Raw genomic sequence first — 24,224 nt, 5'->3', positions numbered from 1 at the left:
GGGCGCGCATCGTACGTCCCCCTGCTCGCCACCTGGGCCCTGGCATCCTTCCTGCTCACGCCGTCCGGTCGGCAACACACCACTCTTCAGCCGACGGATGATGTCGGTGCCGGCCCCCGGGGAGCGTGCTGGTCAGCCGCCCCCACCGTCACTCGGCGTGTGCTCGCTCCGCGCCGCGCGCCGCATTCTCCTGGCCGATGACATGGGCGAAGGACTGTTCCGTGCCCGCGGCGCCGTAGAGCGCGAAGTAGCCCAGTGACTTGCCCCATTGCATGTTGGCGTAGGAGTCGGCGGCCGTCTCGTACGACAGCGAGTCGGCGCCGTCGCGCAGGAGGACGGCGGCGAAGTGGTTCTGCCAGGCGCCGCCCTGGCGGTTGCTGAGGTTGATGTAGTGGTTCTCCCCGACTGCCGGATTGTCGCGCACCGTGCCGAGCCCGCCGGGCGGCCGTCCGATCAGCTGCTGCGCGGTGCCCTGGCAGTCGTTGGGGATCGAGATCATCAGCGTCTCGACCTCCGCCTCCCGGGCCTCGACGGAATTCAGGCCGTTGAGGTAGTCGGCGGACACTCGTTTCAGCAGTTCCTTGGCGCTGGCCAGGGTCTGGCCCGTGGGGAAGGTGCTGTCGCTGAACTGCTGCAGCAGCCAGCCGCCCCCCATGACGCTGTTCGCCAGGCCGTTGGCCCGTCCGTACAGGTCGTTGACCAGACTGGCGGCCCCCGCACCCTTGCCCTCGGCCTTGTGGATCTCCTCGGTCAGCATCACGATGGGGGCCAGCTTCGGCGCCCTGCCCACATGCTGCAGATAGGCGTCGCGCTTGCCCGTCCGCATCTCCGCGGTGTCCCCGCGGACCGGTTCGAACGCGGCGTCGCCCGCGTCCTGGCCGGCGGCGGTGACCGATGATCTGGCCCGGTCCTCCGACTTGTAGACGGGCAGCACCTGGTGCAGGGTCCGGTCCCCGACCGTGACGGTGTCCCCGGGCTCCAGGGTGATCGCCACCCGCTCCTGGGCGTCCAGCTCGGCGGCGGCCCGCTGGATCAGCGCGGCGTCGGCGTAGGCCGTCCGCCTGTCACGCAGCGCGATCAGACCGTTCGCGGAGACCTTGTCGAAGCCGTGGGCGTCCGGCCCCTGGGCGTACCGCTGCACCGTCGTGGCCCGCGTCAGGGCGCGGGTCACCGCGGAGTTGCCCGCACTGCGCTGGAGGTGCGCCAGGGTGCCCGGGAGCCCGGTGGCGTGCTGGTCCGGCCTGTTGTTCCGAGGCCGGTCGGCGGTCACCGGAGCCGGGACCTGCCGGGGTGTCGTCCGCGAGGGGTCCTTCGCGTGCATGATGCCTCCGTCGAGTGCGGTCGGCAGCCGCCGACCCTTCGCGTTCCGGGCCGCGCGCCGTGTCCGCGTGACGTCGTCAGCGGCGGGAACACGGATACGAACAGAGCGGCCCCCTCCAGCCTCGGCTCACCGAAGCCGTACGCCCAGAGGCGGAAGGACTGTTGTCAGGGCAGCGATCCGGGGCCGGGAGGCCCTTCGTCGCCATCCTGCGGAGAGCAGGGTGGTGCCCGAAAGGGCACAGTCCGAGGGGCCTTCGGGCTCGGCAGGGCGCACCGGGGCCGCCGGACAGGTGGTGGAGGAAGGCCGGCGCCCGCGCGTCGACGGCAGGAACGCGTTCCGGCCCGCTGCACCGGCCCGAACCCCGCTGCGGCCCGCGCAGCCGACGCCGCCGAGCCGCCTACACCGCATGGTGTCCGGAAATGATGTGGCTGTGCACCTGACTTCGCATGAGCAGGAACGCTTGATGTTGCACGTGGCGGCGGAGGTCGCCGAGAAGCGGCGGGCCCGGGCGCGGACGAGGAGCCGATGGTCTGGCCGGGGAAGGTGGGAGTGCGAGCGTACCTGGGCCGCCGAAGGCTCGGGCCCTTCATGGCCGGGGCAACGCGTCACCCACCGTCCAGGCACAGAGCTTTGTACGCCGCCCAGGCATCCAACAGCGGTGGGGCCACCGAACCACGCCGACCGTGGCCGGCGGTGGCGGAGTGGGTGACTGCGAAGCGCACCGTGGCGGGCCGTGCTGACGGGAACTCCGAGAGCAGCAGTGCGATGGCGCCGGTGACGAAGGGGGCGGCCGCGCTGGTGCCGGTGCTTCCGACCGCGTTGCTGCCGACGCCGAGGCTCACGATGCCCCTGCCCGGCGCGCTGAGCCCCCGCCTGCCGATCGCCGGTCCCAGGTTGGACAGGCTCAGCGGCCATCCGTCGCCGTCACAGGCGATCACCGGGATCGTCCAGGGGTGCCGCGTGATGACCGAGGTGCCGAGTGTGCCCTGGTTGCCCGCGGCGACCACGACGATCACGCCATGACACGCGGCATGATCCAGCGCCTCCTCCAGTACGCGGTGCCGAGCCCCGGAGGGCTCCGCTTGCGCGAGGCTGAGGTTGAGTACCCGGGCACCCGCGTCCACGGTGTCGACGACGGCCTCCGCCAGTTCCTCGGCCCGCGCTCCGGCGAGGCATCCGCCCACCGGGGTGCCACCGGGAGCGGCTGGGCGGGACGTGAAGACGGGGCGCGACAGCAGGGTGCAGTGCGGACAGATGCCTGGGGCCGCGGACCCCCGTCGCGCGCTGAGAATTCCGGCGACGAAGGTTCCGTGAGCGCAGCAGCCATCGTTCGCACCGCATCCGGGCTCTGGCGCGGGCCGGAGTTCCCGCACGGGATGACCCCGCAGATCGGGGTGATCCCGTGACACCTTTCCGTCGATCAGCCCGACACCGACGTCGGGCCTGCCGCGAGTCCGCCCCATCAGGGGCGTGAGCCCGACCAGAGCCAGCGGATCCATCGGTCCTACCAGGGGTGCTTGTCGTAGTAATCCGGCGAGCACATGTCGTCGAGACACTCCGTCACACAGCGTTGCGGATTGGAAGAACGCCTGCACCGATTGCGGCACACCGGCCTGAGCTCGATCTCACAGAGACCTTGCGGAATGATCCGGTCCCCGTCCGGCCCGGCCCCCGGATGCGACAGTCGACGGCTTCTCGTCGCCCCCGTCCCGTACACCGCCGATTCAGCGGTGAATCCTGGGATCCTCATGATCATCACCTCTTCCTGGGCGCTAGCCCGGAGCCATGCCTTCACATATGTCGACGCAGTCACTGATACAACGGTCCATGCAGGCAGCCGGATCGAGAGACGTGTGACAGTCGTTGTGATTTTCACACTCCACTCTGCATTCCATCTGGCAGAACGATTCCAGCTGTGGAACCAAGCGCTCATCCCGTAGCGGGGCTCGGCGCCGATTGACCCAGTAGCCGCGACTGCTCCGATAAACCGCCGCGTCACCGGCGAAGCCAGGAATACCCATCCCTGCCCACCTCCACCTACGCATCATCTGTCGTAATAGGGAGACCAGTTGGTCCTCGTGAAGGGGAACATCTCAGTGGCATCGACCCGCAGGAACGACTTCTCCGTCACCTCGGTCTTGCGACTGGAGTAGGAGAATACGACGTCCAGTATCTTCCGACTTCCACCGAGTCGTGACGGGACGACGTCAACGGCACTCAAACGGAATCCCCTCGCGTACTCCCTGACCGTCTCCTGATACACCTTCGCATTCCGGACGGTCACGTAATTCATGGCACGATGCCCATCAGTGGCACCACAGTTGTCGCCGAGCTGAAGAAGCCTGTCCAAAAGCTTCTCCGACGCCACCTCGAATTTCTTGGCGGGTATCTCGTCAGGACGCTCGACCGCTGCGATCAACTCCCCGCTGGCGAAGGAATAGATCTGCTCGAAGAAAACCACCGGAACGGTCAGGCCGTTACACAGCTCGGGAGGAGCGACAGGCCCTCGGGTACCGATCACCACATCGAGGTCCGACGGGCTGCTCACGGGACGGATCGCGTCGACCAACAAGTCGTACCCTGCCGAGTCGCGGGGGCGCAGGACATAGGTCTCGACCCCTCGAATGGACAGCACGAAGCAGAGTTGCCTCACCAGGTAACGGTTGTCCGGGTCAGACAGCACACGGTGCAGCACCTCTTCGTCCGTCAGATCCGGCGGCTCGGCGCGCCCGACGACTTGGGCGAACTCCTTCTCCACGCCCAAACTCGGGAAACGTACCTGTACCTGCCCCAACGCGTAGACGAAGCCCGGGCTTGCTGTCTCCGCCCGGGCGCCCTCCGCCGACTGCTCCTCCTCCACGGCGGACAGGGGTGCCTCGGAGCAGTGACATGCGGCCTGCGTGAGCGGGGCGTCCTCGGCCGACGCGACCCCCATCCGCGCGTCATCGCGCTCGTCGGACTGACCTGTCAGCACGTCATTCTGTTCGATCTCCATGGGTCACTTCTCCCTCAAGTCCCTCAAGCCTTCCTGAGGCATTCGGTGAGTCGCCGTCAGTTACGCCGGCCGCGCCCGGGCGAAAACGCCACCCACCCGTTCAGGGCAGCGGCTCGTTGCTCGCAACCGCCACAGGGGCGAATTCCCGCCGCGTTCGTCATCCGCTTGACCACGTCGCCCAGCCCCACCTCTTCGTCACCGGTCACAAACCCGGGGATGCGCATCCTGTGCAACGGTCGCTCCGCGGCTGCTTCGGCCTGAGCGTTCCGATCGGGGCTCTCGTCCTCGCCACTCATCGCCATCACTTCCGGTCGCCACCACTTCCGGCACCAGGAAGGCGGCAGATGGGATGCAGGCCGTACCACCGCCCCCGCGGGGGACCCGTACATGCCCGATATGACCAAGGCCCCGGTTCCACCCACCTCCCATGGTCCTCCCACCCTCCCCGACCCGCATCCCGGCCCACATCCCATGCCGCCTGGCGCGTCCCGGGCTCGCGTCCCCACGCGAACACCCCTGGAGCACAACCGACTTGGCTGCCGCCACGCACGCTCGTCAGCTGTGGAGCCCCCGGGGCGGACTGACCGGCCACGACGTCGAGGGGGCGGTCCAGCCTTACCGGGCGCAGTCGAAAGGGAGGTGACGCGCAGCCAGTCGAAGACCGCCGCGCTCCCGTCTCCCGTCTCCCGTCTCCCGTCTCCCGGCGATCTCGCCTCCACTCGCGCGCGGGAGCAGTACGCGCAGTGGGCCGTGACCGACCGACGCACCCTCACACGCGTCAACGTCCTGATTGCGGACATCCAGCGCAATCCCGATGACGGCAACGGCCTCGGGAAGCCCGAGATACTGAAGGGCGCACTCAAGGGCTGGTGCTCGCGGCGCATCACCGAGGAACACCGCCTCGTGCACCGGGTGAGCGGTGACGTACTGGAGCCGCACGCTCACCCAGCACGGGGGCCCTTCTCCCATCCCGGCACGGAAGACACAAAGGGCCCGACTGCGAAGGGTCGGGCCCTATCTGACCTGCATGTGTGCCCGATCATCGGCGTGGCGACATATCACCCGCTACACGGTGAAGCGAATGCCTGCGGGCTGATCCCGACCTGCGGCGGAACCCCCTCCGGAGCCCTGGTCAGCCATTTCTCCGTTGGCTCGCGTTGGTCTGCGACGGGCGCTCACGAGCGTCCTGCGGACTCTCTGCGGACCGGACGGATGCCCGTCTGCGCAGTCTGCGCGGCCACGACCATCTACACCCAGAGACTTGCGACCACCGGTAGCATCAGCACCATGAGTAGTAGCAAGAAGTACTCGATCAGCCTGCCCGAGGACCTCGCCGAAGCCGCACGCGCCCACGTCGGGCCCGGCGGTTTCTCCTCCTACGTTGCCGAAGCCCTCGAACAACGGGTCGCCATGGACAAGCTCCGGGAGATCGTCGCCGACTTCGAGACCGACAATGACGAGCTCACCCGCGAGGAGGTCGAAGCCGCCCGCACGCTGCTGCGCCATGACCACCGACAGACCGGCGGGGCCGCCGCCTGATGCCCGGCACCCTACTGCTCGACAGCGAAGGCCTCTCGAAGCTCTACCGCAAGGACCGCGCCGTGATGGCCCTGGTCCAAGCGGCATCGGAGGAAGCCGTCCGCGTGGCCACAAGCACCATGACCACCCTCGAGGCCGACTACGAGCGCATTCACCCCGCCCGCATCAAGTGGGTCCTCTCCCGCGTCGACGTTCACGACGTCACCAAGGAGATCACCGACCAGGCCGCAGCCCTCCTGCGCAGCCACCGCCTCCACGGCCACACGTACGCCATCGACGCCGCCTTCGCCGTCATCGCCCGCACCGCACCCCAGCCAGTCACCGTCCTGACCTCCGATCCCGAGGACATGAGGCTCCTGTGCGGCCCCGCCGTAGAGATCGTCAAGGTCTGAACGCCGACCGCGGTCGCACCAGCCAGACCCGTCACCAAGGTCGTCGACTGCGTGGCAATACCGTCGCGGCATCGATGCCAACGGCCACCACGGACCCGTTCACTCCCGCCACGGACCCGACACCGGACACAGCGCCCGTTCCATCACCACCCGCCGACGCTCCCACCACGCGTGGGCCGGCCGGGCGTAGAAGTCCACAGCCCGAACCGAGCGGGCGCACCCGCCTGACGTCATGGTCGGCTGTGACGCGGCGAGCGGGAATGAAGTCGTCTCCACGCAAGAGCGCTTCGTGCGCGGCATCAAGCTGCCGATCGAAGGCGCATCGGACTACCCGTCGGCCGTCGGCCCCTCAATGCCTCCGCCGGGGGCACGCGTGCTGCGGAGAGTGCGGGGGTAGAGGCCCGCGACCATGCCTGCCAGCATGCCGAGCAGTGGTCCGGCCAGAGCCATCCTCGGGTCGAGGACGATCACCCATTGCTGGACCAGGGCGACTCCGAGGGTGATGTCGGTACCTACCACCGCGCCGAAGACCCCGCCGAACAGACCCAGGATGCCGCTCTCCATCAGGAACTGTCCGGCGATGGCCACCCGACCGGCTCCCACGGCCCGGCGGACTCCGATCTCTGCCCTGCGTTCCATCACGGAGACGAGGGTGGTGTTGCTGACACCGACGCCACGGCGAACTGAACGTGCCGACGCGCGACTGGAGACCGCGTTCCACGCGGTACCGGTGTTGACGGCGGCAGCGTCCTGGTGGGAAGTGATCGACCGCGGACGCCACGAGTTCGGACCGTGCCGTGCAGGGCCCTCCGTCATCCACCGTGCCGCCCTGAGGCCGCGACATCGACCGGCCTCCCCCTTGCGCACCAACTCCACGTGCCGTGTCATTACCTCGACCACGAAACGATCACCAGGAGCGCACACATGCCACACAACAGAGCCGTCTGGGACACTCATACGGAAGGCGGCCCAATACGCGTCCTCCTGGCCGAAGATGCTCCCCTGATCCGGCAGGCACTCACCGCGCTGCTCTCCCAGGAACCCGATCTCGAGATCGTGGCCTCGGTGGAAAGCGGGGACCTCATCGTTCCCACCGCTCTGCGTCATCAGCCGGACGTCGCCGTACTCGACATCGACCTGCCCGGAACGGACGGAATCACGGCCGCCGTCGAACTGCACGCCCGGCTTCCCTCGTGCCGCACGCTGATGTTGACCAGCGTGGCACGGCCGGAACATGTACGCCGTGCGCTCTCCGCCCAGGCCTCGGGCTTCCTTCGGAAGGATGCCCCGACCTCTCAACTCGCGGAGGACATCCGGTCAGTGGCGCAGGGGAAACGGGTGGTGGATCCGGAGCTGGCACTCGCGGCCGCGGCGGCATCGGAGAATCCCTTGACCCCCCGCGAAGTGTCCGTGTTGAGGCTCACCGCGCAGGGAGCTTCGACCCGGGACGTGGCCGCGCAGCTCTACATCTCCGTCGGGACGGTGCGCAACCACCTGGCGTCGGCGACGGCCAAGACGCATGCCCGCAGCAGAGTGGACGCGATCAGGATCGCGACCGAGGCCGGTTGGCTCTGACCGCCGCAACATCTTCGGTGGGTCGCTCGTGCCCGTCCCCGTTCCAGTGGCCGACCATCTCCCGGTACAAGGGCGAGAGTTCCAAGACCTCTTGATGTGTGCCGCTCGCCAGTCGAGTGCCGTCCATGACGAGTACGTGCCGTGCGCGTAGTGCGGAACTGATGCGGTGTGCGATCACCACCAGTGATCCGGGGCGGCGGGCGAACGCCTCCTCCGCCCGGGCCTCGGTGGCCGGGTCCAGGTGGCAGGTCGCCTCGTCCAGGACGGCGATGGGTGCCGGGGAGAGGTGGGCGCGGGCCAGCGCGATCAGCTGGCGTTCTCCCGAGGAGAGCGTGTCGGCGTCGATCCGGGCGTCTGTTCCGCCGAGCCGGGCGACGAGTGCGCCCGCGCCGACCGCCTCCACCGCCGCCACCACCTCCTGGTCGGAGGCGTCCGGACGCAGGTAGCGGAGGTTGTCGATCAGATCGCCGGAGAACACGTACGCCTCCTGTGGCACGAGCACGCGTACGGCGGACAGTTCTGCCAGGCTCATGGCGCCGGGCTGCCGGCCTCCGATCCGGATGCCCCCGTGGTCCGGTCGGAGCGTTCCGCTGATCAGGCCGGCCAGCGTGGATTTGCCGATGCCGCTGGGGCCGACAACGGCCAGATGTCCGTCCTCGGGCAGGGTGAGGTCCAGGTCCCGGAGGACCGGATCCGCATGAGGGGCGTAGGAGAAGGTCACGGCGGCGAGTTCCACGGCGTAGGCATCGGAGCGGGCAGGTGCACCTCGATCGCTCGGGGTCAGCTCCGTCGGCACGAGCAGCGGTGGGTTCGCCTCGCGAATGCGGCGCAGGGCCACCACCAGTCGCAGCCCGCTGCCACCCAGCCCTTGGATGAGGGAACGAACCGCAGGCTGGAGCTCGCCCGTCACGTACGTCGCCGCTCCCAGTACAGCGCCGACGGACATGCCGTCGGCGCGCAGACCGGGGGCCGCCATCAACAGTAGAAGCAGCGGAAGCCACCCGGCGACGGCCAGACAGAGCACCCGCAGGGGCATCATGGCCGCTAGCCGTCGCCCGGCGGCTGCCTGGGCGTCGATGTGCGTCAGCAGCTCCGCCCGTACGGTGTCCTCGGCTCCGCAAGCGACGATGTCCCGCCCGGCCGCACTCGCGGCGCCGACCGCCTCCGCGACCTGTTCATCAGCGATGATCACGTTCCGCTGCGCGCCGGCCATCCGGCCGAGGAGCGCCAGGAAGAGGCCGATTCCTGCCAGCAGCGGCGGGACCACGACGATCAGGACCGCGGGTGCGAGGAAGCCCAGCCCGATCAGGGCTCCGCCCACGGTGAGGAGGAACCCACGGACGACCATGAGGATGCCGGCGTATGCCTCGCGCACCATCTCGACCTGAAGGGTGAGCCGGGAGGCCCCTGAGGCGTCCGCTGTCCGTCCTGATACCGCTTGGCGCAGAGCGCCGTCCGTCACGGTGCGTACCAGGTCGTCCCGGAACGGCTCCACGAAGTCCGCGAGCAGGGGGTACGCCTGCCGAGTCCCCCACGCACCGGCGAAGACCGCCAGGCCCATCGCGGCGAGCCAGGCCAGTCCGGTCAGAGGTTTTCCCTCCGCGAACCCCTGGTCGACCGCGCGAGCGACAAGATGTCCGGTGAGCAGGGCGGGAACGGACTCGCCCAGGGACCAGAGGACCAGTGCGAGCAGTCGGCCGGGGTGTGCCCTGAGGGGGGCGAGGAGCACGGGGAGGATCGGTTCGGCCGATGGTCCAGTCTTCACGATCGGGCCTCCTGGACCGCGTCGGAGGCGCGGAACACCTGTCGGTAGTCCGCCTCCGTGCGCCACAGTTCGGGGTGGGAACCGACACGTCGCACTCGTCCCCCGTCCAGCCAGACGACGGTGTCCGCGCGGGCCGCGGTGGCCGCACGGTGGGCGACGACGATCCGGGTCCGGTCGCGCAGGGCCCCGGTCAAGACCTGGCTGACGCGGTGCTCGGTGACCATGTCGAGGCTGGAGGTGGCGTCGTCCAGGATGAGGAGCCTGCCGGAGTGCACGAACGCCCTGGCGAGGCCGAGGCGTTGGATCTCCCCTCCGGACAGGGCGGCCGCCGGCAGCGGCGTCCGGTACTCCTCCGGGAGCCGGCGGAGGAAACCGTCCGCGTCGGCGGCCCGGGCCGCGTGCACGATGTGTTCGGTCGGTACCTGGTCACCAGTCCGGCCGGTGCCGCGCGCGACCGCGTCGCCCAAGGTGTCGCCGAAGAGGACCGGCCGCTCGAAGGCGTATCCGAGTGCGGAGCGCAGTTCGTGGTGGGACAGTGCCCGCAATGGCACACCATCGAGGGTGACGGTGCCCGCGTCCGGGTCCATCAGACGGCCCGCGACGGCGGCGAGCAGGGACTTCCCGGAACCCGAGGCCCCGACGAGCGCCACGCAGGTGCCCCCGGGGACGGTCAGATCGATCTCGTCCAGAACCCGCTCACCATCGGCGACGATCCCGACTCCCAGCAGCTCCAGACGGCCGGGTCCGGCGGGGAGACACCTGTCGCCGTACGTCATGACGGGCCGGTCCAGGACCTCGCGCACGCGGTCGGCTCCCGCTTTCGCCCGGGCGAGTCTGCCGAGCAGCACGGTCGTCATGCCCAGACCGCCGCCAATGGCCACGTACTGCGCCGCGGCCAGCATCTCTCCCACGGTGATGCGTCCGGCGGCGAGTGCGAAGCCGGCCACGGACAGAACGCCGATCTCCAGGAGGGGTGTGAGCAGCGCGCTCCGGCCCGCCATCCGAGTCTGTGCCTGCCACATGCCGCGGCCGAGGCGGTTGAGTTCGGGCAGTTCGCGCAGTACACGTCGGGACTCGGCTTCGAGTGTGCCGGCGGCGGCGATGGTGCGCCTCCCTGCCAGGGCTTCCAGGAGAGCGTTGACCAGACGGCCCTGGGTCTGTTGGTACCGGGAGGAGACATCGGAGATGTGGCGGGTGAAGGTCCGCAGGAGCAGGACAATGAGCGGCAGGCCGAGGAGGAAGGTGACGGCGAGCCAGGGATATATGAGCCAGAGGGCGACAACGCTGCCCACGGCGGGAACGACAGACAGTGCCGTACGGACGAGTACGGCGGCGACTCCCCCGGCTTCGGCCGCGCCGCTGACCAGTCCGCTCACCATGTCACCGGTAGTGGTCCGGGCCCGGCCAGGACCGTCCGAGGAGAGCAGTGTGCCGAGCATCGATCGCCGCAGAAGCACTGTGCCCCGAGCAGCCGCGACGCCGGCGGCCAGCTCGAACAGCGCGTCGGCGGCGACCATGGCGACCACCGCTACGGAGCAGCCGATCACCCACCCGCTCACCGCACCGCCATCGATCGCGGCGTCGAGCGCCTTGCCCAGGAGGGCCGGGAACAGGATCTGGGCCGTGGTCGAGAGGACGGCCGTAGCGAGAAGGACTGAGGTCCAGGTTCCGCCCGCCCGCGTGGTGGACAGAAGCATGCGGTCCGCCGTACGGTCCGGAACCCGGGCTTTGCTCTCCGGCGACTGACGCACGGTCAATGGTCTGTTCTCCCTGCGCAGGACGCGGCGGACGGACTGGACGGCGTGTGGCCCGGCCGGCGGGTGTTTGCCTCACCCGCCGACCGGGCCCACTCATGACGTGACACTCACGTCAGACACCTTCGGCCTGCGGCGTCGCCCAGGCTTCGGATGGCTGGGCTCAGCAGAACACCCAGCTGGCGTCGGAGCAGTGCTGGCTCTTGCCACTGCCGAGCGCGGTCTCCTCGGGGGAGTCGGCGGGGAGTTCCATCTCCTGAAGGTCGAGCAGGGACATGCTGTTTCCTCTCATCGATTCGTGTCAGTACCGGTCAGACGTCGGGCCGGATCACCGGCTCGGGGCGCGGGTCAGCAGAAGACCCAGCTGGCGTCGGAGCAGTGCTGGCTCTTGCCGCTGTTGAGCGCGGTCTCCTCGGGGGAGTCGGCGGGCAGCTCCATCTCCTGAAGGTCGAGCAGTGCCATGGGGACATTCACCTCCTTCGGGCGCGGATGCGCGTGCCCGCGGTGCGGGCGCCCTCCGTGATCGGCGGGCAAATCTGTGGGGATCGCGTGCTATGTGGTCGGGTCGGCAGGGCCGAGGAACGGCAGGTGGACCGGGTCCTGGTGCAGTGCGGAGCCGAGGGCGAGCAGGACGCCGGCGGATCCGGTCGCGAGGTCCATCGAGAGCCTCAGCAGTTGTTCACCGGGGAAGGCGAGATGCCCCTGGTACTCCATCGCGTGCCAGGACAGCGCATCGATCTGTGCGGCGACGAGCGGGTCGTCGGACGGCCTGTGCTCGGGGGACGTGGCGCTCAGGTGGCTGAGGATGCCCGCCCGGCCGTTGAAGAGACCGGACTGTACGTAGAACTGGGAGCTCGATGAGATCAGCGCTCCCGAAGCCGCCTCCCGCAGCCCCTCGTCGTCGCGATGTGCGCGGTACAGGTCCAGGACCATCGCCACACCGGCACTGCCTTCGGAGAGGTAGGGCAACGTCCGCCAGCCCTCGTTGACATGCAGGGAGCCGTCGTCGCGGACGGTGCAGCGGCGCAGGTCCTGCCGGAGGGCCGTCCCCGCGAGGTCCAGGAAGATCTCGTCGCCCGTCGCCTCGTAACAGCGGATGAAGAGCAAGGCAGGTCCGGACGAGCCGTACAGAAGACCGGCCTTCGGGTGCCGGCCACCACTCACCTCGGAGACGTCGGTCTCGGTGCCGAGCCGCTCCGCCACGGCACCGGCCACGTCGAGCGCCGCCACCCGGAGCACGCTGTCGTCCGCCTTCGTGGCGAAGTGGAGCAGGTTGAGGCCGACCCCGGCAAGACCGCTGTACAGGTCCGTTCCCAGCCGCTGCCACTGCTCGGACATGCACCGGTCGAGGACCCGCCGGGCGTCGTCGTGATGCCCCAGGTGGTCCAGGGCGTGCGCGACCCCGTGCAGTCCGTCGTAGAAGCCGATCCTGGCCCGCTGCTCCTGACGGAGCGCCCGCTCCACCAGCCATTTCTCGTGTTCGGGGTAGCGGCCAGCGCCGGTCGCCTCCAAGGCGTACAGGACACCTGCCGCACCGTGGGCGAGGTTGAGCGCGCCGGTGGTGAACTGCTCGATGTCCCCGGGGAACAGCCGGTCGTCACGTTCCGGTGTGGCCGATGCCAGTATCGCCTCGGCCAGCGAGCCGCGTACCGAGGGCCAGCTCTCCCGGTCGGCCCGGGGCCGTGGCGTGTTGCCGCTCCGGACCTGGGCTGCGGCGGCAGGGGCACGGTCGGCGCCTTCCCCCTCCGGGCCGAGGATCTCCCGGACCGCCGAGTCGAGGAACTCCCGCGGCACCGGGAAGCGTTCGGCGATCCCGTCGGCCAGTTCGACCGCCTTGCGCAGGTCCAGCCTCAGGAGAGCGGTCAACGGCAGGAACACGGAGAGCTTGATACAGGCCAGTGCATAGGCGTCGGCCGCGAACCCCGTACGGTCGCCGGGTGCCGCGTACGCGGGATGTCCCAGAACCCGTGCCGTCTTGTCCTCTGCCGGCGCTGCCACCTCGAAGTCGATCAGCCCGATCCGGCCGTCGTCCCCGACCATGATGTTGTACGGGTGCAGGTCACCGAAGACGATCCCGCGAGCGTGCAGCGAGGCGACGCCACGCTCCACCTCGCGGCAGATCCCCATGGCCCACTCCGTGTACTCGGCGATCTCGGCCTGGTCGGCACGCGGTCCGGTCTCCGGATACTTCATGCCGAAGAACTTGCTCAACGGCCGTCCGGGCATGAGCTCCTGGGCCAGGAAATGGTGGTCGCCCACGGTGAAGTAGTCGATCACGGCGGGGACCGCGTGGAGGCCGGCGAGCCGTTCGAGGACGGACCGCTCCCACTGCAACCGGGCCACGGCGTCACGGCCATCGGCCGTGAGCCCCGCATGCGGCCTGGCCTCCTTGAGAATCACCTCGTTTCCGGTACGGGTGTCCTCGGCGACGTAGACGCCGCCTCCGTTGGAGAAGTGCAGCGGGCGAAGGACCTTGTAGGGAAGGTCGGCCATGGAATGCTCGCGCCGTGCCTCGGCGTGCGGTTCGAGGAACTCCGGGAGCGTCACCCAGTCGGGGACGTGGAAGCCGGGTCTGCGGCGGTCCGGCACGAGGGTTCCGTCGGGTCGCTCGATGGCCGGTTCCAGTACGCCCTTGTCGGCGACGACGTGGCGTTCGACGAACCCTCCGTAACGCACGTACAGCGGCCCCTGGTTCCAGCGCAGATCGCTGAGAATGTACGCACCGGGTTCACCGCCGATGACGGCGTCGATTCCTTCGAGGACCTCTCGCAATTCAACTTCGCCCGCCGGATAGATGGTGACCAGCTTTCCGCTGGAACCCCGGGGTGCGTATTTCATGTTCCGCAGTTGCAAGATGTGCCGGCCGCGCAGGAATTTGAACGGAATACCCTTGGGTACACAGAATTCCAGAACGGCGTCGAGAATCTTCTCGGCGTTGTCCAGGGTTCCGGAGGCGTGCACCTTCCAACCCTGGGAGGGCCGGCGTGAATCCTGCGGTGTGCACACCAGCCAGTCGTCCTGGCGAACCTTCCGCCACCCTGCGGGCAGCTCCTGGTCCACGGCGGCGAACGCGTATTCCTCACCCTGCGCTCCCCACGGGGAGTCGAAGAACGTCCGATCAGCCATGCAATACGCGTCGTACCGCACTCAGCACCCCGCCCCGTCAGCTTTCTGGAGTTCGAAACCCTAGAACACCTGAAACATTTCACGGGGCCGCAGCGGTACACCAGTACACAACACCCGTCTTGAACCGTGAAGAACACACGGTTCGGGGTAGCCGAATCAGCCAAAACCCTTTTCAGGCCGAGGAGAAGAGCACGGAGGATGCAGCCTTCGATACGCTTTCGCCGACCCGTTCAGGGATTCCTCGTCCGCATTGGAAGGCACTCGTGTTGCGACTCGCATGGCGGACCCTGTCGGGCCGCAGGGCAAGTTGGGTGGCCAGCTTCGTCGCCCTCGTTCTCGCTCTGACACTGACGACGGCATGCGCGGTGCTGCTGGAATCGAGCACCCGCACCTCGTCCCCCACCGAGCGGTACGCGGGTACGGACGTGGTCGTCGGCGGGCAGCCCTTTGTCCCGCGCTCCGAGGAACTGCTCGACGAACTGGGCGCACTGCCCTCGGTGCAGCGGGTGGTTCCCGAACTGTCCTTCCCCGCGGCGGTGGTGGACGATACGGGCGCTACGGTCGCAGCACCCTGGGACGGTCCGACGCTGGGGCACGCGTGGGACAGCGCTGTGCTGGGAGCGTTCGAGCTCCTCGAGGGCCGCGCGCCGGACGACGGCGGGAAGGTCGTACTCGACAGCTCCCTTGCCGAGCGACTGGGGGCAGGGCCAGGCGATTCCGTACGGCTGTCCGCACCGGACGGACTGCGCACATACGAAGTGGCCGGCGTCGCGGCCCCCGCGGGTCAATGGTCACGCCAGTACGCGGTGTTCCACACTTCGGAGGAGGCCGCGCGGCTGGCTTCCTCCGCCCACCCGGTGCGGGCCGTCGGTGTGCTGGCGAAGGACTCGGCGGACGTCGAGACGCTCCGGAAGCAGGTGGAGCAGACCGTCTCGGGCCTGTACGGGGACGACGGCGCGTACGTCGAGGTCGCTTCGGGGCCGGGGCGGGCGGACGCGGAGTTCTGGGACGTCCCCTCTCCGGCCTCAGTGCTTTCCTCGCTCGTCGGTACGTTCGGGGCTCTCGCCCTGTTCGTGGCCGGGTTCGTCGTCTCGGGGACGCTGACGCTGGCCGTCGCCGGGCGGATGACCGAGATCGGTCTGCTGCGGGCGGTCGCGGCGACGCGGGGGCAGGTGCGCCGAATGATCGCGGTCGAGGCCCTGCTGCTCACCGTGGCGGCGGCGCTGGTCGGTGTGCCGGCCGGTACCGGCGTGGCAGTGCTGCTGCACCGGGTGCTGGTGAGCGGTGAGGTACTGCCGCCGTCGTTCGCCCTGTCCGTAGGGCCCGTCGCACCCTGGCTGACCGTCCTCCTGAGCGCGGTCACGGCCCAGGTCGCCTCGTTCGCCGCGGCTCGGCGCGCGTCGCGGGTGCGGCCGGTGGAGGTGCTGCGCGAATCGGCGGCCCCGACACCGAGGACCGGGTGGCGGCGCGCGCTGAGTGGGGTGTGCGTGCTCGCCGGGGCGGGAACGGTTCTCGGGCTGGTGGCCACGGGCCGGATGGACGGTGGCGACGGGACGGCCGAGGGCATGGTGCTCGTCCTGATGGTCGGGGTCGCGCTGCTCGCGCCGCTGATCTGCCGGATCGCCGGCGTCCTGCTGCTGGCTCCCCTGAAGTTGTTCCTTCCCAGGAACGGGGTCATGGCGGTCCGTAACCTCCAGGGCCAGAGCACACGCCTGGCGGCCGTGGTGACACCGCTCGTACTCGCCGTCTCCCTCACCGGAACCCTGCTCTGCGCACCGCTGATCACGTCGGCCGGCGCGGAACAGGCGGAGAACCGAAGGCTGTTGGCCGACCACATCGTGACCTCGACCGAGCAGGGCATCCCCCGAGGATTCGCGGAGCGGGCGGCCAGGCTCCCCGGAGTCATGGCCTCCTCCGGGCAGCTCTCCCTGGACGGAGAGCTGAGCCGCGAGGACGACAAGGACGACACCGGAGCCTTCACCGGCGGAAGTCTGGTCGCGATGCGGACCGACGACGTACCCGAACTGGTCGACCTGGACGTACGTGAAGGCTCGACCACCCGTCTCGACGACTCGTCCGTCGCACTCGGCGAGAACGCTGCCCGGAGTCTGGGTGTGCGGGCAGGAGACCATATCCGAGTCGACTGGGAGGACGGCACCCGGGACACCTTCCGCGTCGCGGCCGTCTACGCACGGGACGAGGGATTCGCCGCCGCACTGTTCTCGCACTCACGCGTTGCCGAGCACGCGCCCACCGGCCTGGACGAATCCGTCCTCGTCCGTACCGCGCCGGGAGCCGACCCTGCCTCCATCGAGCAGCAGTTGAACGCGCTCACCGCGGTTTTCCCGGGAACACTGGTGAACGGCGGGCCAGGAGAGGGCGCCGGCGAGGACCGGAGCTCAGGCGCGGCAGCCGACCTCTTCGTCATGCTGCTCCTCGTCATGATCAATGCCTTCACGGCCATCGCCGTCGTCAACACCCTGGCCTTGTCCACGGCCGGCCGGCGGCGGGAGTTCGCCCTGCTGCGGCTGGCGGGAGCACAGCAGTCACAGGTGTTGCGGATGGTGGCCTGGGAAGCCGGGCTCACGTGCGCCGTGGCTTTGCTTCTCGCCGCCATGGTGTCCGGGGCAGTACTGGTGCCACTGAGTATCGCCACCACCGGCTCCGCGGTACCGGTGCTGGCCGGTGGGCCACTGACGCTACTCGGCACCGGAGCACTCGTGGTGACCGTTTCAACCGCCACACTGGCCGGCCGAGCGGCCATGCGACGCGCAGCGGCGACCCCCGGCGGGCTGGCAAGGGCGATCGCTTGAACCGGCTGAGGCAGGACACCGCCTGCCCCCCCTCATCCGGTGGCCCGATCACCGTCCGGCATTACGGTCACCCTGGAGTCGGGAACTTTACGCACGGTGTGGACCGAGGCGGCAGAGGACTCCTCCGACAACCCTCGGTGGAGCCCACAGGGCAACGTCACCACAAGCCGGAATCCTCCGCTCCCGTCCGCCTCGGCGAGCAGCGTGCCTTCGTGTTCCACCACTCGCTCACGGAGGTTACGGATTCCGCTTCCCCCTGGGTCCGTCGCACTGCGGCGACCGAGCTGATCGCCCACTACCGGCCCCGAGGACACCCCGTCGTTGAACACCTCCAGGCGCACGCCGGGGACGTCCGAGGTCAGGCGGATGACGCAGTGCCGCGCCTTGCTGTGGCGCAGGGCGTTGGTCACCCCCTCCCTGACCACGATGGCCAGAGTCTCGTCGGCCGGCCCAGGCAGTTCTCCGTCTGCGAGGTCGACCTCGACAGTGACACCGAGGGATTCGAGGAGAGCTGCCGCCGTCCGCGCCTCTCTCTCCAGCGAGAGCTTTCGGTATCCGGCGGACACGACCCTCACCTCCGACAACGCCTGCCGCGCAAGGGTCTGGGTGTGCCCCAATTCCTCCTCGGCCCTCCGGGGATCGCTGCGCACGAGCCACCGAATCTGCTCACACTGCAACGCGACCGCCGTGAGCGAGTAGCCGCACAGGTCGTGCAGATCACGGGCGAAGCGCAGCCGCTCGCGCTCGACCGCCCGCAGCGCCAGTTCGGCACGGGCCGCTTGCAGTTCCTCGGCCAGATCAGCGAGGCGCACCACCCCGAACAGGGCAAGACCGCCCACCACATGGGAGACAGCCGAGTTGACCCCCTGGACCGCCGAATCCCCGAGCGCGATGACGAGCGGGGCCTGAAGCACGATCAGTGCGGTGAACGCGACCCAGGCCTGCGGAACGGGGATCGTCAGCAACACCGCGGCGGCGAAGGAGCCCGGGATGCCCACCCAGGTGTCCTGAAAGAAGAGGTAGGGCACGAAGGTGAGCAGCCCGTGCGCGACGAGCGACCACGGCCACCACGGTCTGCGCCGACGTACCGATGCCGGGCCGGAGTGCAGGAGGTGCAGCCCGAGAGTCGCCACCAAAATCGTCGTGGCCACCGCCAGATGACGAAATCCGTCACGGTTGGCGGAGGTCGCCACCACGGACGCGACGAAGAACCCACCCGAGATCACGGCCACCATGACCCGCGCGACCTTCGGGCTGTCCCCGTTGCCATCCATGCACATCCCCCTTACGAAATCCCCCTCGGCCCCACGTGCGAGGATACGCCGCAGCCTCCTGCGCACAGCGCGTCCCCGGCCAAGCCATCCGTTCGCACCCTGTGGCGACAAGAGCCACCAGCCCCGCACCCCACGGCCCTCTGCGGCAAGCACCCGACCGCCCCCCTGAGGCGCCTGGCATCCCATCAGGTCATCCAGCATCGATCCAGCACGGTAAAAAATCGCCCGGATGCAACTACCACTGCCAGCCCGTTCGACCTGCACAAACGAGATCGAAGCGCCGGGCCCGACGGCCTCGGAAGCCTCCCTGTACATTTCGTCAGAACGCCACCACAACCGAACGACAAAACCCCTCCGACCTGCAAGCCGGAGAGGTCCCGTTCGAAAGACTCAAACGTTGAAGCGGAATGCCTGCGAGCTGATCCTGACCTGCGGCGGAGCCCTATCCAGGGCCCTGACCTGGGATTTCCCGGTTGGCATGCGTTGGCTCCCGACGGTCGCTTACGGGTGCCCTGCGGACTCCTTGCGGACCGCTCCCAGCCGTGCTTGCTCCTCCTCGACGATCTGGCGGGCATCGCCGTGCCCGAAACGCCGACCGCGTCCGGCGTCGACCCGGCGACCGCGCTGCGACGTGCGTACGCGTCGAACAGGCGGGTCTTATTCTTCAGTCCCCACCATCCGCTCGTCCACCCATGGGTGGACGAGCGGATGGTGGACCCGGACCGAACGCACTTGTCCCATGCGATGAGTCAGCGCCACCGCCTGGTGTTCGATGGTCGGTTTGATCTGAGGCTCACAGATGATCACGACGGACGCAGCCTGCATGCTGAGCCCTACCCCCGCCGCCTCGATCTGCGCCACCAGCACCGCATGACCCGGCACGGCGGCGAACTCGTCCACCAGCCGCTGACGGCGCGCGGGCGGGCGGCACCACGTCGATGTGGACGGCGATGGTCTCCCTAACGCCATCGGATACCTGACGCGCCGCCGCGATGACCTGGTCGGCGGTCGCTGCCCACGCCAGGAATCTGTCGCAACCGACAGGACCCGGCATCAAGTACCTGCCGGACCGACGAGAGCCCACCCCTCTCGACCTCCCCGAGCATCAGCCGCCGCCCCCTCCAGCCATGTCCCCGCATACCGTCACCGCTGCCCTCGAGCACCGACCGGGACCCGCAGAGTTGTGTACACATGGCACACTCGGTACCTTTGAAGCATGACTCAGCCGCTACCCATAGAGTCCATCCGCGACGTACGCTCCCACCTGGCCGAAGTCGTCGAGCGGGCCGACCGCGACGACGTGCCCACGGTCATCACCCGTCGTGGCAAGCAGGTCGCCGCAGTGGTCTCGATCGAGGTGCTGCGCAAGTACCAGGAGTGGGAAGAGCGCGAGATCAACCGCATCATCGACGAGCGCATGGCGAGCCCGGCCGCCGGCGTCCCGATCGAGGACGTGATGAGGGAGACGCTGGCACGCAGTGAGTGACTATCGCACGGTGTTCCGGCCCGAGGCCCAGGCCGAGCTGCGCAAGATCCCGCGCGACATGGCGCTTCGCATCCTGGCCACACTGACAGAGCTTGAAAGCGACCCCTTCGGCTTCAACACCACCGCCCTCGTATCCCAGCCTGAGCGCCGCCGCCTACGGGTCGGCGACTACCGTGTCGTCTACACGATCGACAACGGGGAGCTGGTGGTGTGGGTCGTACACGTCGGACACCGCTCCACGGTCTACGACACGTAGCCCGCTCCCGGTTCTGCGGACTGTTGCGGACAGCAGAAGGGCCTGACCCGCATCCTTGCAGGTCAGGCCCTTCTGCATACGCGATCACACGTTGAAGCGGAACTCCACCACGTCGCCGTCCTGCATCACGTAGTCCTTGCCCTCCATGCGCGCCTTGCCCTTGGCACGGGCCTCGGCGACCGAGCCGGTCTCGACCAGGTCGTCGAAGGAGATGATCTCCGCCTTGATGAAGCCCTTCTGGAAGTCGGTGTGGATCACACCGGCCGCCTCCGGGGCCGTGGCGCCCTTCTTGATCGTCCAGGCGCGGGCTTCCTTCGGGCCTGCCGTGAGGTAGGTCTGGAGGCCGAGGGTGTCGAAGCCGACGCGGCCCAGGGTGGCCAGGCCGGGCTCTTCCTGGCCCATGGACTGGAGGAGCTCGAGGGCCTCCTCGTCGTCGAGTTCGATCAGCTCGGACTCGATCTTGGCGTTGAGGAAGATGGCCTCCGCCGGGGCGACCAGGGCGCGCTGCTCGTTCTTGAAGTCCTCGTCGACCAGCTCGTCCTCGTCGACGTTGAAGACGTACAGGAAGGGCTTCGTCGTGAGCAGGTGCAGCTCGTGGAGGAGGTGGCCCTTCTCGGTGCCGGCCGTGATGCCCTGGGAGAAGAGCGTGTCGCCCGCCTCGAGAATCTTCTGGGCCTCCTCGACGGCGGCGAGGACCGCGACCTTGTCCTTCTGGAGGCGGGCCTCCTTCGTCAGGCGCGGGACGGCCTTCTCGACGGACTGGAGGTCGGCCAGGATCAGCTCGGTGTTGATCGTCTCGATGTCGTCCTTCGGCGAGACCTTGCCGTCGACGTGGACGACGTTCTCGTCCTTGAAGGCCCGGATGACCTGGCAGATCGCATCGGACTCGCGGATGTTCGCGAGGAACTTGTTGCCCAGGCCCTCGCCCTCGCTCGCGCCCCGCACGATGCCCGCGATGTCGACGAAGTCGACGGTGGCGGGAAGCAGCTTCTGCGAGTTGAAGATCTCGGCGAGCTTGTTCAGGCGGGGGTCGGGGACGCCCACGACGCCGACGTTCGGCTCGATGGTGGCGAACGGGTAGTTGGCCGCCAGCACGTCGTTCTTGGTCAGGGCGTTGAACAGGGTCGACTTGCCGACATTCGGCAGGCCGACGATTCCGATCGTGAGCGACACGTTGGCGACTTCCTGAAGTGGAGGAGAGGGGCTGTGCGGGTGGGCCGGGAGTGGACCGGTTCTCCAGTTTACGGGCGGGGCCGGGCGGCCCGTCACGGGTGCGGGAACGGGCGCGGGAACGGGCGCGGGAACGGTGCCGGGCGAGAACCGGCGCGGGTCCCGGAAGGCGTGCCCGCGCGGGGCCGAACGGTCATGTTTCAGCCGTGTGGGATCGAACGCAACACCAAGGTCGTCCAAAGCGCGTGTCCAACGCCCGAAAGAGTGCACACGGCGACCTAGGTTGTCGGGGTGGAGCAGCACAGGACACGTACCCCGCAGCGCAGGCAGCCATCGCAGGCTCAGCCCGCCCCGCCCGGCGGCCTCGGCGAGGTCACGGCTGCGGGCGCCTATCCGGTGACGGTGGCGGTCGCCCCGGCGGCCGGCCCGGGAACGAGGCCGGCCTCCCGGCCGGGAGGCGCCCCGCCGGTGGTCCTGGCGCTGCGCAGATTCCCCAACCCCCGGCTGACGGGCATCGGGGCCGGGCTCTTCGCGACCCTGGCCATGTTCCTGCTGGCCTGTGCGGACCGGGTGCTCCTCGGCGGTTCGGAGCTCGTCTACGGGCTGCTGTTCCTGCCCGTCAGCGCCCTGACCGCGCTGTGGGTGCGGCCCGCCGACCTGGTGACCGCGCCGATCATCGTGCCCATCGCCTTCGCGGTCGGCGTGATTCCCGTCGCCGGGGGCACCGGCGGCTTCGGCGGGCAGGCGATGGCCGTCGTGACCGCGCTGGCCGTCCAGGCCGGCTGGCTGTACGGGGGCACGCTCGTCGCGGGGCTCATCGCCACCGTACGTAAGATCCGGCAGATGCGGGAGCGGCAGCGGCACCTGCTCAGGACCGGAAGGGCCCTCAAGGCCGAACGGTCCGGACGGTCCGGACGGACCGGCAGGGCTGCCCGCCGCCCCCGCGTGTAGGAACTACGTTCCGGTGGCCGCCATGGCAGCGCCGACGATGCCCGCGTTGTTCTGCAGCTCCGCCGGGACCATCTCGGCCCGTACGTGTTCGATCAGCGGCAGGAACTTCTCCGCCTTCCGGCTGACACCCCCGCCGATGATGAAGAGCTCGGGCGAGAACAGCATCTCCACGTGGACCAGGTACTTCTGCACCCGGTGCGCCCAGTGCTGCCAGCTCAGGTCCTCGTCCTCCTTGGCCTTCGTGGAGGCGCGCTTCTCCGCGTCGTGCCCGTGCAGCTCCAGGTGACCGAGCTCGGTGTTCGGGACCAGGTGCCCGTCCGTGAAGACCGCGCTGCCGATGCCCGTACCGAGCGTCAGCATGATCACCGTGCCCTTGCGGCCGCGGCCCGCGCCGAAGGTCATCTCGGCCACTCCGGCCGCGTCGGCGTCGTTGAGGATCGTGACGGGCTGCCCGATACGGTTGCTGAGGAGCGCCCGGGCGTCCTTGTCGATCCAGGCCTTGTCCACATTGGCCGCGGTCCTGGTGATGCCGTCGGTGACGACTCCGGGGAACGTGATGCCGACCGGCCCCTGCCAGTCGAAATGTCCGACGACCTCGGCCACACCGTCGGCCACGCTCTCAGGCGTGGCCGGGTGAGGTGTCAGTACCTTGTGGCGCTCCCGCGCCAGCTCTCCGCGGTCCAGGTCCACGGGCGCACCCTTGATCCCTGAACCGCCGATGTCCACACCGAAGATCTCCATGGGCACAACGGTACGGGCAGGTGGCGCGGATCACTCCCCGGAGGGGCGGGTGACCCGCGCGCCCGGGTCATTCGGCGACGAGTGCGGCGGCCTCGGCGCGCAGGTCGCGCCGGAGCTCCTTGGGCAGCGAGAAGGTGATCGACTCCTCCGCGGTCTTCACCGTCTCCACGTCCGCGTAGCCCCGTGCGCCCAGCCACTCCAGCACTCCGTCGACCAGGACGTCGGGCACCGAGGCACCCGAGGTGAGACCGACCGTGGTGACGCCTTCCAGCCACGCCTCGTCGATCTCGTCGGCGAAGTCCACCAGGTGGGCCGCGGGCGCGCCGGCGTCCAGGGCGACCTCGACCATGCGGATCGAGTTGGAGGAGTTCTTCGAGCCGACGACGATGACCAGTTCGGCGTCCTCGGCCAGCTTCTTCACCGCCACCTGGCGGTTCTGCGTGGCGTAGCAGATGTCGTCGCTCGGCGGGGAGAGGAGGTTCGGGAACTTCTGCTTGAGCGCGCCGACGGTCTCCATCGTCTCGTCGACGGAGAGCGTCGTCTGGGAGAGCCAGACGACCTTCGACTCGTCGCGGACCTCGACGTTCGCGACGTCCTCGGGGCCGTCGACCAGCGTGATGTGGTCGGGCGCCTCACCGCTCGTGCCGATGACTTCCTCGTGGCCCTCGTGGCCGATCAGGAGGATGTCGTAGTCCTCCTTGGCGTAGCGGACGGCTTCCTTGTGGACCTTGGTGACCAGCGGGCAGGTCGCGTCGATCGTGGCGAGCTTGCGCTCGGCGGCCTCGGCGTGGACGGTCGGGGCGACGCCGTGCGCGGAGAACATCACGATGGAGCCCTCGGGCACCTCCGCGGTCACGTCGACGAAGATCGCGCCCTTCTTCTCGAGCGTCTGCACGACGTACTTGTTGTGCACGATCTCGTGACGGACGTAGACCGGGGCCCCGTACTGCTCAAGGGCCTTCTCGACGGCGATCACGGCGCGGTCCACACCCGCGCAGTAGCCACGGGGTGCGGCGAGCAGGACACGGCGGGCAGGGGTAGCAGTCATGCGTCCCATCGTAAGGCC

The 24,224-nt window shown here is 69.0% G+C and carries 20 protein-coding genes and 2 pseudogenes; 8 read left to right on the top strand and 14 right to left on the bottom strand.

The genetic code is table 11. The features are described 5' to 3' along the window. Positions 1 to 148: 148 nt before the first annotated feature. From ACFYSH_RS03890 to ACFYSH_RS03880, 3 genes are all read right to left on the bottom strand, one after another. Complete coding sequence (locus ACFYSH_RS03890) at positions 149 to 1,321, bottom strand: hypothetical protein (RefSeq protein ID WP_388750779.1); 1,173 nt, start codon at positions 1,319 to 1,321, stop codon at positions 149 to 151. 605 nt (positions 1,322 to 1,926) lie between these two features. Further along, on the bottom strand, positions 1,927 to 2,784 hold the full coding sequence (locus tag ACFYSH_RS03885; RefSeq protein ID WP_388750848.1) for a S8 family serine peptidase: 858 nt from the start codon (positions 2,782 to 2,784) through the stop codon (positions 1,927 to 1,929). Positions 2,785 to 3,365: 581 nt separating this feature from the next. Then, a complete protein-coding gene (locus tag ACFYSH_RS03880; protein WP_388750777.1) occupies positions 3,366 to 4,316 on the bottom strand; it encodes a hypothetical protein in 951 nt (316 codons plus the stop codon). Positions 4,317 to 4,703: 387 nt separating this feature from the next. Between ACFYSH_RS03880 and ACFYSH_RS03875 the strand changes: the two are divergent. The 3 genes and pseudogenes from ACFYSH_RS03875 to ACFYSH_RS03865 all read left to right on the top strand — a co-directional run. Beyond that, positions 4,704 to 5,234, top strand: a pseudogene (locus ACFYSH_RS03875) (Txe/YoeB family addiction module toxin); the annotation flags it as partial. Positions 5,235 to 5,603: 369 nt separating this feature from the next. Further along, a complete protein-coding gene (locus ACFYSH_RS03870; protein ID WP_359470768.1) occupies positions 5,604 to 5,855 on the top strand; it encodes a hypothetical protein in 252 nt (83 codons plus the stop codon). Continuing rightward, a complete protein-coding gene (locus ACFYSH_RS03865; protein WP_359470636.1) occupies positions 5,855 to 6,247 on the top strand; it encodes a DNA-binding protein in 393 nt (130 codons plus the stop codon). The genes ACFYSH_RS03870 and ACFYSH_RS03865 overlap by 1 nt, the downstream gene beginning before the upstream one ends. 327 nt (positions 6,248 to 6,574) lie before the next feature. Here ACFYSH_RS03865 and ACFYSH_RS03860 read toward each other — a convergent pair whose 3' ends face one another. Next, entirely contained in the window at positions 6,575 to 7,063 is a 489-nt protein-coding gene (locus ACFYSH_RS03860) for an ABC transporter permease (protein WP_388750775.1), read from the bottom strand. Positions 7,064 to 7,171: 108 nt separating this feature from the next. Here ACFYSH_RS03860 and ACFYSH_RS03855 point away from each other — a divergent pair, with 108 nt between their 5' ends. Further along, positions 7,172 to 7,822: a response regulator transcription factor gene (locus tag ACFYSH_RS03855; protein ID WP_359470642.1), complete on the top strand. Its 651-nt coding sequence runs from the start codon at positions 7,172 to 7,174 to the stop codon at positions 7,820 to 7,822. On the opposite strand, the gene ACFYSH_RS03850 is transcribed toward ACFYSH_RS03855, so the two are convergent. The 5 genes from ACFYSH_RS03850 to lanKC form a co-directional block, all read right to left on the bottom strand. Beyond that, complete coding sequence (locus tag ACFYSH_RS03850; protein WP_359470645.1) at positions 7,791 to 9,587, bottom strand: ABC transporter ATP-binding protein; 1,797 nt, start codon at positions 9,585 to 9,587, stop codon at positions 7,791 to 7,793. The two genes, ACFYSH_RS03855 and ACFYSH_RS03850, sit on opposite strands and share 32 nt — an antisense overlap. Next, positions 9,584 to 11,284 carry an ABC transporter ATP-binding protein gene (locus ACFYSH_RS03845; protein WP_359470647.1) on the bottom strand — a complete coding sequence of 567 codons (1,701 nt, stop codon included), beginning with the start codon at positions 11,282 to 11,284 and terminating at the stop codon, positions 9,584 to 9,586. The genes ACFYSH_RS03850 and ACFYSH_RS03845 overlap by 4 nt, the downstream gene beginning before the upstream one ends. Before the next feature lie 220 nt (positions 11,285 to 11,504). Then, a complete protein-coding gene (locus ACFYSH_RS03840) occupies positions 11,505 to 11,618 on the bottom strand; it encodes a SapB/AmfS family lanthipeptide (protein WP_359470649.1) in 114 nt (37 codons plus the stop codon). A gap of 71 nt (positions 11,619 to 11,689) precedes the next feature. Beyond that, positions 11,690 to 11,803, bottom strand: coding sequence for a SapB/AmfS family lanthipeptide (locus ACFYSH_RS03835; RefSeq protein WP_359470652.1), 114 nt, complete (start codon positions 11,801 to 11,803; stop codon positions 11,690 to 11,692). 90 nt (positions 11,804 to 11,893) lie between these two features. Continuing rightward, on the bottom strand, positions 11,894 to 14,467 hold the full coding sequence (gene lanKC / locus ACFYSH_RS03830) for a class III lanthionine synthetase LanKC (protein WP_359470654.1): 2,574 nt from the start codon (positions 14,465 to 14,467) through the stop codon (positions 11,894 to 11,896). Between the two features lie 311 nt (positions 14,468 to 14,778). On the opposite strand from lanKC, the gene ACFYSH_RS03825 reads away from it, so the two are divergent. Beyond that, the gene (locus tag ACFYSH_RS03825; protein WP_359470656.1) at positions 14,779 to 17,280 is read left to right on the top strand and encodes an ABC transporter permease; all 2,502 of its coding nucleotides are present in this window, start codon (positions 14,779 to 14,781) and stop codon (positions 17,278 to 17,280) included. A 32-nt stretch (positions 17,281 to 17,312) separates the two neighbouring features. Here ACFYSH_RS03825 and ACFYSH_RS03820 read toward each other — a convergent pair whose 3' ends face one another. Together ACFYSH_RS03820 and ACFYSH_RS03815 are read right to left on the bottom strand one after the other, a co-directional pair. After that, positions 17,313 to 18,554, bottom strand: coding sequence for a histidine kinase (locus ACFYSH_RS03820; RefSeq protein ID WP_359470659.1), 1,242 nt, complete (start codon positions 18,552 to 18,554; stop codon positions 17,313 to 17,315). A 501-nt stretch (positions 18,555 to 19,055) separates the two neighbouring features. Next, positions 19,056 to 19,478 (bottom strand): annotated as a pseudogene (locus ACFYSH_RS03815) (C-terminal helicase domain-containing protein); the annotation flags it as partial. A 292-nt stretch (positions 19,479 to 19,770) separates the two neighbouring features. Here ACFYSH_RS03815 and ACFYSH_RS03810 point away from each other — a divergent pair. Both ACFYSH_RS03810 and ACFYSH_RS03805 read left to right on the top strand, forming a co-directional pair. After that, positions 19,771 to 20,040: a type II toxin-antitoxin system Phd/YefM family antitoxin gene (locus ACFYSH_RS03810; RefSeq protein WP_279560027.1), complete on the top strand. Its 270-nt coding sequence runs from the start codon at positions 19,771 to 19,773 to the stop codon at positions 20,038 to 20,040. Then, positions 20,033 to 20,296, top strand: coding sequence for a type II toxin-antitoxin system RelE/ParE family toxin (locus ACFYSH_RS03805; RefSeq protein WP_359470661.1), 264 nt, complete (start codon positions 20,033 to 20,035; stop codon positions 20,294 to 20,296). Before ACFYSH_RS03810 ends, ACFYSH_RS03805 begins: the two co-directional genes overlap by 8 nt. An 84-nt stretch (positions 20,297 to 20,380) precedes the next feature. On the opposite strand, the gene ychF is transcribed toward ACFYSH_RS03805, so the two are convergent. Beyond that, positions 20,381 to 21,469 (bottom strand): redox-regulated ATPase YchF, encoded by a 1,089-nt coding sequence (ychF, locus tag ACFYSH_RS03800; RefSeq protein ID WP_359470664.1) that lies wholly within the window; start codon positions 21,467 to 21,469, stop codon positions 20,381 to 20,383. Between the two features lie 288 nt (positions 21,470 to 21,757). On the opposite strand from ychF, the gene ACFYSH_RS03795 reads away from it, so the two are divergent. Further along, the gene (locus ACFYSH_RS03795) at positions 21,758 to 22,417 is read left to right on the top strand and encodes a DUF6542 domain-containing protein (protein ID WP_359470666.1); all 660 of its coding nucleotides are present in this window, start codon (positions 21,758 to 21,760) and stop codon (positions 22,415 to 22,417) included. Positions 22,418 to 22,420: 3 nt separating this feature from the next. Here ACFYSH_RS03795 and ppgK read toward each other — a convergent pair whose 3' ends face one another. Both ppgK and ACFYSH_RS03785 read right to left on the bottom strand, forming a co-directional pair. Further along, a complete protein-coding gene (gene ppgK / locus ACFYSH_RS03790) occupies positions 22,421 to 23,158 on the bottom strand; it encodes a polyphosphate--glucose phosphotransferase (RefSeq protein WP_359470669.1) in 738 nt (245 codons plus the stop codon). Positions 23,159 to 23,225: 67 nt separating this feature from the next. Continuing rightward, positions 23,226 to 24,215 carry a 4-hydroxy-3-methylbut-2-enyl diphosphate reductase gene (locus tag ACFYSH_RS03785; RefSeq protein WP_359470671.1) on the bottom strand — a complete coding sequence of 330 codons (990 nt, stop codon included), beginning with the start codon at positions 24,213 to 24,215 and terminating at the stop codon, positions 23,226 to 23,228. Positions 24,216 to 24,224 lie beyond the last annotated feature (9 nt).

It is taken from the genome of Streptomyces sp. NPDC005791 (assembly GCF_042871485.1).
Lineage (GTDB): Bacteria > Actinomycetota > Actinomycetes > Streptomycetales > Streptomycetaceae > Streptomyces.
The sequence above is the reverse complement of the archived record's forward strand: the minus strand, read 5'-3'. Positions and strand labels throughout refer to the sequence as shown.